This window comes from Variovorax sucrosi (genome assembly GCF_051216635.1).
Lineage (GTDB): Bacteria > Pseudomonadota > Gammaproteobacteria > Burkholderiales > Burkholderiaceae_C > Variovorax.
Genome location: NZ_JBPJZU010000004.1, coordinates 407426 through 417691, shown reverse-complemented (window position 1 = coordinate 417691; position 10266 = coordinate 407426). Strand labels below are relative to the sequence as shown.

Sequence of the window (10266 nt, the reverse complement as noted above, 5' to 3'; positions counted from 1 at the left end):
CCGCCAGGCCGAGGCGCTGGGCTATGTGTTTGCCTACGACGAGCAGGGCAGCCTGATCGGCGAGTACGGCCTGGGCGGGGCGCACAGCGCGGGCACCAAGCAGTACGTGTACCTGCCGACGGCTGCAGGGCCGATGCCGATCGTGGTGATGGCCGACGACACGCGCTATGCGATCACGGCCGACCACCTGAACACACCGCGCAGGGCGACTTGGCCGGACGGCGATCTACGCTGGCAGTGGGGCTACAGTGCCTTCGGCGATGAGCAGCCGACAGTGGCTGATCGGCGCTTCAACAAGACAACCCCGCTGGAGAGCGACTTCGGCATCAACCTGCGGTACCCGGGGCAGTACTTCGATGCGGAGTCGAACCTGCACTACAACTACTTCCGAAGCTACAACCCGACCACCGGCCGGTACAGCCAGCCAGACCCGATCGGGCTCAATGGTGGATGGAATCGGTTTGGGTATGTCGGTGGCAATGCGTTGGGCTTCTCGGATCCGGTGGGGTTGCAGGCGCTTCCGTTGCCGATGCCGTTCCCGGCTCTTGGAGGCATGGCAGGAACGAATAGTGCGCGCGGCGGCTATGACCCGCGGACGGACACCTACAGGCCAAGTTCGCCCTCAGTGGCGGATCAGTTTAGGCAGTGGATTTTTGCGAAACCGCCTCAAAATGCCTATGACCCGAACGGACCGAAGGCGCCGGGTAAACCGGGTGAAGAAGAGGGATTCAAGGATCCAAAGGGTGGCGAAGACTGGGTTCGCAATCCGAATGGTCGTGGGTACGGCTGGAAGGGTGCAGACGGCGGCGTCTGGTGTCCCACAGGTCCGGACTCGGGTTCAACGGGAGATGCCCATGGGGGGCCGCATTGGGATGTGCAGTACCCCGGTGGCCGTTACGACAATATTTACCCCGGTGGCCGACGCCGTTGATGAATTCAAGGACTAGCGGATGATTCTGAAAATTGCATTGGGTAGCTTCTACTCAAGAGGTGACGAACGTCGCCTGTTTATGGGGTTTAAGGAGATCGCGGCGATACGGAGCGTGCAAGGCATTGGCCGGGACCTGCGCCTGGACATCGAAGTGGCCGGCCTCAATAAAGAAGCAATGCGCGAACTGCTTGCACTGTTGTGGCGCTATGGAATCCCACTTGCACCACTGCGCACGTTTGCAGAAAAGAAGAAGTTCGCTTGGCTTAATGACCCGAAAGGGTATTGGCATACCGCGATGTTCGAAGACGCGTAGGACCAACCTTCCTCATCAAGAAGCCACCCGTCCCCGCTGTTGAAGCGGGGTGTTCGGGTGGCTTTGTTGTTTGCGTTGCTCGAATCGACAGGCTACTTCTTGCCCCGCGCCTTGGGGTTCTTCTTCTCCTCGGGCGTCACGAACCCGGTAGGCCGCTCGGGCAGCTCGGGTGGTCGTGAGCGCCTTGATCGCATCGAACACCTGTCGCAGCTGATTGCGCGTGTTGCGGCTGAAAGAGTCATGCCGCATGTCGATCAGTTCAGTCTTCTCCTCCAACTCGGCCAGACGCTTGGCCAAGTCCTGATGCGTTGTGACCGGCGCCCGCACCCGCACGAAGGTGCGGATGATCTCGATGTTGACCCCAATGGCGCGTGTGCTGCCCAGCATTGAGGACAACATCGCCACGCCCTGCACCAACGCCTTGGTCTGCACGTCGTAGAGCGCGGCCAGATCGGCATCGAGCATCGCGCAGCAACAGGATGCCGCTCTCGGTGTGGGGTGCAGCGGCGAGCCGGAGGATGGCGCGCTCATGCCAGCGCTCGCGCCAGCAGGCGCCTCGATCACATTCATCACCGCGCGTTGCGGGGCCTGACCGCTCGCGCCCCGGCGACAACCCTGCGCGGCTATCGATCCTTCCGGCGCCGCGCCACCCAGGCCGCGATGGCGGTGAAGCAACCGATGATGGCCACCACGATCCAGAAACCGTGCTTGTCCTCGGCCAGCGGGATGCCGCCGACGTTCATGCCGAACAGGCCGGCCAGGATGTTGATCGGCAGGGCCAGCACCGTGACCACCGTCAGCACGAACAGGCTGCGGTTGTTGTCCTCGTTGACGCTGGCCGCGATCTCCTCCTGTAGCAGCTTGATGCGTTCCTGCAGGCCCTGCATGTCGCGCAGCACGACAGAAAATTCTTCGGTGGCGCCGCGCAGCTCCTGCACGTCGTCCTCGGCCATCCAGGCCGGCGGGTGCTGCAGCAGGCGGAACAGCGCCGCCGGCTCCGGCGCCAGCAGCCGCTGCAGCCGCACCAGCAGCCGGCGCAGCACGCCCAGCCGCGCGCGCTTGTTGTCGAGCCGGCCGCTCAGCAGTTCGTCCTCTACCTGGTCGATTCGGGTCGTCACGCCGCGCACGATACCCACCAGGCCGTCGGCCTGGGTGCGCATCAATTGCTCGAGCAGCGCGACGCTGGAACGCGGCGATTCGCCGTGGCGCACCGCCGTGCGCAACGCATCGACGCTGCGCAGCGGCTGGGCGCGCGCAGTCACCACCAGCCGCGGGCCGACGCTGATCCACAGGGTCGCGATGTCCGAAGGCTCGAAGCCGAAGTCGAAGTGCACGTCGTTCACCACCGCGATCAACGCGTCGTCGTCGCGCTCGATGCGGGTCGAATGCGAGCCGTCCTTCAGGGTTTCGTAGAAGGTGTCGGACAGGCCCGCGTGGCGCCTCAGCCAGCGCTCCGCCTGCGCGTGGCTCAAATTGAAATGCAGCCACAGGAAGCCGTCGGGCGCGTCGGTATCGGCGAGCCAGCGTGCGGCCGCGTCGAGGTCGACCGGGCGTGCTGCGCCGGTGGCGTTCCGGTCGAACCGATAGCCGCAGATCAGGCCCGCGTCTTCCTGTCCGGGGGCGGGCGTCGTCATGGTGGGCAAGCGGGAGCGTCTGTCGTACAGGGAGGAAAGGCCGATGCTTGCGCATGAGCATGACAGCTGTGTGTCAGCGTCATGCAGGTGTCATGCCGTCGTCATGCGACGGCGGCAGCATCGCCCCATCTTCGCGAGCCCATACCATGACGATCCAGAACGCCCAACCCGATCACGACGAGCTGATGCGCCGCATCGCCCGCGACCTGGTCGACAGCTATGACGAGGAACTGGAGCTGGAGATCGAGGACCGCCATGTCGACGAGGACGGCGCCCCGGCCGGCATCGACAAGGCCGCACGCGCGGCCTATTTTCGCGAGCTGTTCCGCCTGCAGGGCGAACTGGTCAAGCTGCAGGACTGGGTGCAGCACAGCAAGCAGAAGGTCGTGATCCTGTTCGAGGGCCGCGACGCGGCGGGCAAGGGCGGCGTCATCAAGCGCATCACCCAGCGGCTGAACCCGCGCGTGGCCCGCGTGGCGGCGCTGCCCGCGCCGAACGACCGCGAGCGCACCCAGTGGTATTTCCAGCGCTACATCTCGCACCTGCCGGCGGCCGGCGAGATGGTGCTGTTCGACCGCAGCTGGTACAACCGCGCCGGCGTCGAGCGCGTGATGGGCTTCTGTTCCGACGACGAGTACGAAGAGTTCTTCCGCAGCGTGCCCGAATTCGAGAAGATGCTGGTGCGCTCGGGCATCAAGCTCATCAAGTACTGGTTCTCTATCACCGACGACGAGCAGCACCTGCGCTTCCTCGGCCGCATCCACGATCCGCTCAAGCAGTGGAAGCTCAGCCCGATGGACCTGGAAAGCCGCCGCCGCTGGGAGGAGTACACCAAGGCGAAGGAGATCATGCTCGAGCGCACGCATATTCCCGAGGCACCGTGGTGGGTGGTGCAGGCGGTCGACAAGAAGAAGGCGCGCCTGAACTGCATCGCGCACCTGCTGGATCAGATGCCCTACCACGACGTGGCGCACCCGCCGGTCGACCTGCCGGCGCGCGTGCGCAACCCGGACTACCTGCGTCAGCCGGTGCCCGCGAACATGCACGTGCCGGAGCGCTACTGACGACAGCGCCGGGCCGCGGCCTGCCGGGCGCGGAAGCTGCTACCGTGAGCCCATGGTTCGTCGCTCCACCCCCTCCGCGCTGACGCGTGCCTACGCGCGCAACCTGCGGGCGCTCACCAAGGTCACGCTCGGCGCCGGCAAGCGCGTCGCGGTCCAATGGCAGCAGGCGGCCGTTCAGCAGAACAAGCCGCCCCCCGGGCCGGGCGACTGGCTTTCCGGCATGGCGGTCGGCCCGGCCGGGGCGCGGCGCTACCACCTCTACCGGCCGCCGGGCCTGCAGCTCGCACCGGGCGAGAAGCTGCCACTGCTGGTGATGCTGCACGGCTGCGGCCAAACCGGCCGCGACCTCGCTGCCAGCAGCCGCATGAATCGGCTGGCCACGCGCGAACGCTTCCTCGTGCTCTATCCCGAGCAGGACCGGATGGTGAACCCGCACGGCTGCTGGAACTGGTACGACACGCGCACCGGCAAGGCCCGCGCCGAGGCCGCCACGCTGATGGCCGCGGTCGACCAGGTCTGCCTGTTCCATCCGGTCGACCGCGACCGCATCGCCGTCGCCGGACTGTCGGCCGGCGCCAGCATGGCGGTGCTGATGGCCACGCACTTCCCCGGGCGCTTCAAGGCCGTGGCGATGCATTCGGGTGTGGCGCCGGGCGCCGCGCAATCGTCGGCGACGGCGCTGGGTGCGATGCGCGGCAAGCGCGCACCGGTGGTGCCGGTGACGGCCGTCGGCAAGGCCCTTGGCGCGGCCGCGGTGGGCGCATCGCTGCCGCCGCTGCTCGTGCTGCACGGCGAGGCCGACATGGTGGTCACGGCAGGCAACGCCACCGACACCGCCGCGGTGTGGGCGACCGCCACCGGCGCACGGCCCGGCGTGCCGCGCATGCTGCAGCGCGGCCAGCGCCATCCGATGCGCATCACCGACTACACGCGCGACGGCCGCACCCGGGTGCGGCTTTGCGAGGTGGTGGGGCTGGGGCACGCCTGGAGCGGCGGCACCCTGCGGCAGGCCTTCAGCGACCCGGCGGGGCCTGATGCCTCGAAGCTGATCTGGGCCTTCGTCTCGAAGCAGTTCGCCGCCTCTCGCTGAGCCGATCCAACGGTGCGTCATGCACCGGCAGCACCCGTACGCCACCCGGCGTATTTGTGACTTTCTCCCCGCCGAAGAGACTTCGCTCCATCGCTGCGCATCGCCCGATGGACGCACCGGTTCCAGTCAAACCACAGGAGAAGGAGTCACCATGCAACGTCGTTTCACCCTCAAGGCGCTCACCGCCGCCGTCGCGCTGGCCAGCATCTCCGCTGCGCCGGCATTCGCCGCCGACACCATCAAGGTCGGCGTGCTGCACTCGCTGTCGGGCACGATGGCGATCTCCGAAACCGTGTTGAAAGACACGGTGCTGATGGCCATCGAGGACATCAACAAAAAGGGCGGCGTGATGGGCAAGCAGCTCGAGCCCGTGATCGTCGATCCGGCCTCCAACTGGCCGCTGTTCGCCGAGAAGACCAAGCAACTGCTGGGCCAGGACAAGGTCTCCGTCATCTTCGGCTGCTGGACCTCGGTGTCGCGCAAGTCGGTGCTGCCGGTGGTCGAGGAAATGAACGGCCTGCTGTTCTACCCGGTGCAGTACGAGGGCGAAGAGCTCTCCAAGAACGTGTTCTACACGGGTGCCGCGCCGAACCAGCAAGCCATTCCCGCGGTGGACTACCTCATGAGCAAGGAAGGCGGCGGCGCCAAGCGCTGGGTGCTGCTCGGCACCGACTACGTCTACCCCCGCACCACCAACAAGATCCTGCGCGCCTACCTCAAGAGCAAGGGCGTGAAGGACACCGACATCGACGAAAAGTACACGCCCTTCGGCCACAGCGACTATCAAACCATCGTTGCCGACGTCAAGAAGTTCTCGGCCGGCGGCAAGACGGCGGTGGTGTCGACCATCAACGGCGACTCCAACGTGCCCTTCTACAAGGAACTCGGCAATGCCGGCCTGAAGGCCAAGGACGTGCCGGTCGTCGCCTTCTCGGTGGGCGAAGAAGAACTGCGCGGCGTGGACACCAAGCCGCTGGTGGGCCACCTGGCCGCATGGAACTACTTCATGTCGATCAAGAACCCGACCAACACCGCCTTCATCAAGCAGTGGAGCGACTACGCCAAGGCCAAGAAGATTCCGGGCCACATGGACAAGCCGCTGACCAACGACCCGATGGAAGCCACCTGGATCGGCATCCATATGTGGAAGCAGGCCGTCGAGAAAGCCAAGTCGACCGACACCGACAAGGTGATCGCCGCCATGGCCGGCCAGACCTTCAACGCACCGTCGGGCATCGTCTCGAAGATGGACGAGAAGAACCATCACCTGCACAAGAGCGTGTTCATCGGCGAGATCAAGGCCGACGGCCAGTTCAACGTGGTGTGGAAGACGCCGGGGCCGGTCAAGGCCAAGCCTTGGAGCCCGTACATCGAAGGCAACGACAAGAAGCCCGACCAGCCTGCCGGCAAGTCGATGTAACTTGCTTGGCTCGCCCCCAGGATGCGGCGCACTTCGTGTCGCCTCCTCCCACTCCCTAGCGGGGGCAACACCTGCGGCCCGGCAAAGCCGGTTCCGCGGTGTTCCCAAATCTGAGAGACGCCGTGCGAACACCCATGCGCTTCATTCATTCCTGCGCGGCGGCGTTCGCGCTTCTCGCGGCCATGTCCGCCCACGCGCTGACGGCCGACGAAGCCAAGGCCATCGCCTCGGGCGACACCGAGACGCGCATCGCCGCACTCGACAAGGCGGTGCTCACCGCCGACGAGAAGACGGCCGCCTTCATTCAGGCGATGGCCGACGACGCGGTCAAGTTCACCGCCGACAAGGTCTTCGTCATCAAGGACGACAAGGGGTACGACCCGGTCACAGGCGCCGAGGCGAAGGTGCCCGACGACGCCGAAGACGTCGTCAACAACAACCTGATGCGCGGCGCCTTCGACGCGGCGCAGGCCGTGCTGCGGCTCACCAGCCAGGACGAGAAGGTTCGCGCCGAAGCGGCCCAGGGCCTGCTGAAGGAGCCGAGCGAATCGCGCCTGCCGGCCGTCGAGCGCGCGCTGGCGGCCGAAACGAACCCATCGATCAAGGCACAGCTCGAACTGGTGCGCGCCGCGTCGATGCTCAACAGCGCCGACGCTGCCAAACGCATCGATGCCGCCAAGGCGCTGGCCGAGCGCAAGAGCCCGGACATCAAGCTGCTGCTCAACCAACGGCTGGCCGACGAGACCGATGCGGGCGTGAAGAGCGCCATCGCGGCGTCCATCGCCAGCATCGACGGCGCGCTGGTCTGGGGTGACCGCATCAACGCGATCTTCAGCGGCATCAGCCTCGGCTCGGTGTTGCTGCTGGCCGCGCTGGGCCTGGCCATCACCTATGGGCTGATGGGCGTGATCAACATGGCGCACGGCGAACTGATGATGATCGGCGCCTACGCCACGTACGTGATGCAGGGCATCTTCCAGCGGTACTTCCCGGAATCGATGTTCGGCCTGTACCTGGTCGCGGCCATTCCGGTGTCGTTCCTGGCCTCGGCGCTGGTGGGCGCGGTGCTGGAGCGCGGCGTGATCCGCTTCCTCTACGGCCGGCCGCTCGAGACGCTGCTGGCCACCTGGGGCATCAGCCTGATGCTGCAGCAGTTGGTGCGCTCGCTCTTCGGCGCGCAGAACGTCGGCGTCGAGAATCCCGGCTGGATGAGCGGCGGCTTCACCATGCTGAGCAACGTCACGCTGCCGTGGAACCGCATCTGCATCATCGTCTTCGCGGTGCTGGTGCTGCTCGCCATGGGCTGGCTCATCGGCAAGACGCGGCTCGGCCTGTTCGTGCGCGGCGTGACGCAGAACCGGCCCATCGCTTCGTGCATGGGCGTGAACACCGCCCGCATCGACACCTACGCCTTCGCGCTGGGCTCCGGCATCGCCGGCCTCGCGGGCTGCGCGCTGAGCCAGATCGGCAACGTCGGCCCCGACCTCGGCCAGAGCTACATCGTCGACTCGTTCATGGTGGTGGTGATGGGTGGTGTCGGCCAGCTCGCCGGCACGGTGTACGCGGCCATGGGCCTGGGCATCCTGAACAAGTTCATCGAGGGCTGGGCCGGTGCGGTGCTCGCGAAGATCGCGGTGCTCGTCTTCATCATCATCTTCATCCAGAAGCGTCCTCAAGGCATCTTTGCCATGAAGGGCCGGAGCGCCGAGGCATGAGTAAGGTCGTACTACCTACTAAAGGCCCGCTGCTCAGCGGCAAGGGCTGGACTGTCTTCTTCGTTGCGCTGATCGTCGTGTGCGCCGTGGCGCCGATGCTCAACCTGCTGGTGCCGCGCGAGAGCATGTTCTACATGAGCGACTACGCGGTGGCGCTGGTCGGCAAGATCATGTGCTACGCAATTTGCGCACTGGCCATGGACCTGATCTGGGGCTACACCGGCATCCTGTCGCTGGGCCACGGCATGTTCTTCGCGCTGGGCGGCTACATGATGGGCATGTACCTCATGCGCCAGATCGGCCGCGACGGCAACTACAAGAGCGACCTGCCGGACTTCATGGTGTTTCTCGACTGGAAGACGCTGCCCTGGCACTGGACCTTCAGCGACAGCTTCGTGATGACGTTGATCCTGATCGTCGCCGTGCCCGGCCTGATCGCCTTCGTGTTCGGCTTCTTCGCCTTCCGCTCGCGCATCAAGGGTGTGTACTTCTCGATCATCACGCAGGCCATGACCTTCGCCGCGATGCTGCTGTTCTTCCGCAACGAGACGGGCTTCGGCGGCAACAACGGCTTCACCGACTTCAAGCGCATCCTGGGCATTCCGATCGCCACGCAGAGCATGCGCATGACACTGTTCGTGATGACCGGGCTCACGCTGCTCGGCTTCTTTCTGTTCAGCAAATGGCTCATCGGCAGCAAGTTCGGCCGGGTGCTGCAGGCCATCCGCGACGCGGAGACGCGCGTGATGTTCTCGGGCTACAACCCGCTGCCGTACAAGCTCACGATCTGGGTCATCTCTGCCGTCATGTGCGGCGTGGCCGGCGCGCTGTACGTGCCGCAGGTCGGCATCATCAACCCCGGTGAAATGAGCGCGGCGAACTCGATCGAGATCGCGGTGTGGGCCGCGGTCGGCGGGCGCGCGACGCTCATCGGCCCGATCATCGGCGCCTTCATCGTCAACGGCGCGAAGAGCTGGCTGACGGTGGCGTACCCGGAATACTGGCTGTACTTCCTCGGCGCGCTGTTCATCGCGGTCACGCTCTTCCTGCCGAACGGCATCGTCGGGCTGGTGCGCAAGTGGCGGTCGAAGGACAAGAGCACGTTGAGCGACGGCCGCATGGAAGCCCAGCGTGCACTGGCCGCATCGGAAGGCGTGGAACCGAGCGCCTTGCCGCCGATCGCCGTCGAGCCGAAGGGAGCCCGCGCATGACCCCCGACCTGATGGAAGCCGGCGCCCAGCGCGCCGCCAAGGCGGCCGGGTACGCATACACGGCCGAGACCGAATCCGGTGGCCGCGCGGCGGGCTTCGGCCGGCACGCGACGCCGGGCGAAGTCGATGTCACGCATGGCCGCATCCTCTACCTCGAAGACGTGTGCGTGAGCTTCGACGGCTTCAAGGCGATCAACAAGCTGAGCCTGGACATCGCGCCCGGCGAGCTGCGCTGCATCATCGGCCCCAACGGCGCCGGCAAGACCACGATGATGGACATCATCACCGGCAAGACGCGGCCCGACAGCGGCACCGTGTTCTTCGGCAGCACCATCGACCTGCTGCGCCACAAGGAGGCCGACATCGCCCAACTCGGCATCGGCCGCAAGTTCCAGAAGCCGACGGTGTTCGAGCAGCTCTCCGTGTTCGAGAACCTCGAGCTCGCGCTGAAGACCGACAAGGGCGTGAAACGCTCGATGCTGTTCAGGCTCGATTCGGCGCAGAGCGACCGGCTGGCCGAAATCATCGAAACCATCCACCTGGCCGACAGCGTGTCGCGCATGGCGGGCAATCTGAGCCATGGTCAGAAGCAATGGCTCGAGATCGGCATGCTGCTGATGCAGGACCCGAAACTGCTGCTGCTCGACGAGCCCGTGGCCGGCATGACCGACGAGGAAACGGCGCGCACCGCCGAACTCTTCCTCACGCTGAAGGGCAAGCATTCACTGATGGTGGTCGAACACGACATGAGCTTCATCCGCACGATTTCGGAGATCGTGACGGTGCTGTGCGATGGGTCCGTTCTTGCGCAGGGCACCCTCGATGAAGTGCAGGCGGATGAGCGGGTGATCGAGGTTTATCTTGGGCGCTGAGGAAAACGTTGCGAGG

Annotated in this window: 10 protein-coding genes; 8 read left to right on the top strand and 2 right to left on the bottom strand. The window is 65.6% G+C overall.

What is annotated here, in order from left to right; genetic code table 11:
* Positions 1 to 931, top strand: a 931-nt coding sequence (locus ACSFBE_RS10810) for a polymorphic toxin type 37 domain-containing protein (RefSeq protein WP_435490375.1), incomplete at its 5' end; no start/stop codon positions are given.
* Between the two features lie 19 nt (positions 932 to 950).
* Entirely contained in the window at positions 951 to 1244 is a 294-nt protein-coding gene (locus tag ACSFBE_RS10805) for a hypothetical protein (RefSeq protein WP_435490374.1), read from the top strand.
* A 15-nt stretch (positions 1245 to 1259) separates the two neighbouring features.
* Here ACSFBE_RS10805 and ACSFBE_RS10800 read toward each other — a convergent pair whose 3' ends face one another.
* Positions 1260 to 1814 (bottom strand): hypothetical protein, encoded by a 555-nt coding sequence (locus ACSFBE_RS10800; RefSeq protein WP_435490373.1) that lies wholly within the window; start codon positions 1812 to 1814, stop codon positions 1260 to 1262.
* Positions 1815 to 1867: 53 nt separating this feature from the next.
* Entirely contained in the window at positions 1868 to 2878 is a 1011-nt protein-coding gene (locus ACSFBE_RS10795; protein ID WP_435490372.1) for a transporter, read from the bottom strand.
* A 146-nt stretch (positions 2879 to 3024) separates the two neighbouring features.
* On the opposite strand from ACSFBE_RS10795, the gene ppk2 reads away from it, so the two are divergent.
* From ppk2 to urtD, 6 genes are all read left to right on the top strand, one after another.
* Positions 3025 to 3942, top strand: a complete 918-nt coding sequence (gene ppk2, locus ACSFBE_RS10790) for a polyphosphate kinase 2 (RefSeq protein WP_435490371.1) — start codon at positions 3025 to 3027, stop codon at positions 3940 to 3942.
* Between the two features lie 52 nt (positions 3943 to 3994).
* Positions 3995 to 5032, top strand: a complete 1038-nt coding sequence (locus ACSFBE_RS10785; RefSeq protein WP_435490370.1) for an extracellular catalytic domain type 1 short-chain-length polyhydroxyalkanoate depolymerase — start codon at positions 3995 to 3997, stop codon at positions 5030 to 5032.
* 151 nt (positions 5033 to 5183) lie between these two features.
* Positions 5184 to 6452, top strand: a complete 1269-nt coding sequence (gene urtA / locus ACSFBE_RS10780; protein WP_435490369.1) for an urea ABC transporter substrate-binding protein — start codon at positions 5184 to 5186, stop codon at positions 6450 to 6452.
* Positions 6453 to 6586: 134 nt separating this feature from the next.
* Positions 6587 to 8167 (top strand): urea ABC transporter permease subunit UrtB, encoded by a 1581-nt coding sequence (gene urtB / locus ACSFBE_RS10775; RefSeq protein ID WP_435490391.1) that lies wholly within the window; start codon positions 6587 to 6589, stop codon positions 8165 to 8167.
* A complete protein-coding gene (gene urtC / locus ACSFBE_RS10770; RefSeq protein ID WP_435490368.1) occupies positions 8164 to 9378 on the top strand; it encodes an urea ABC transporter permease subunit UrtC in 1215 nt (404 codons plus the stop codon). Before urtB ends, urtC begins: the two co-directional genes overlap by 4 nt.
* Positions 9375 to 10250 carry an urea ABC transporter ATP-binding protein UrtD gene (urtD, locus tag ACSFBE_RS10765; protein ID WP_435490367.1) on the top strand — a complete coding sequence of 292 codons (876 nt, stop codon included), beginning with the start codon at positions 9375 to 9377 and terminating at the stop codon, positions 10248 to 10250. Before urtC ends, urtD begins: the two co-directional genes overlap by 4 nt.
* Positions 10251 to 10266 lie beyond the last annotated feature (16 nt).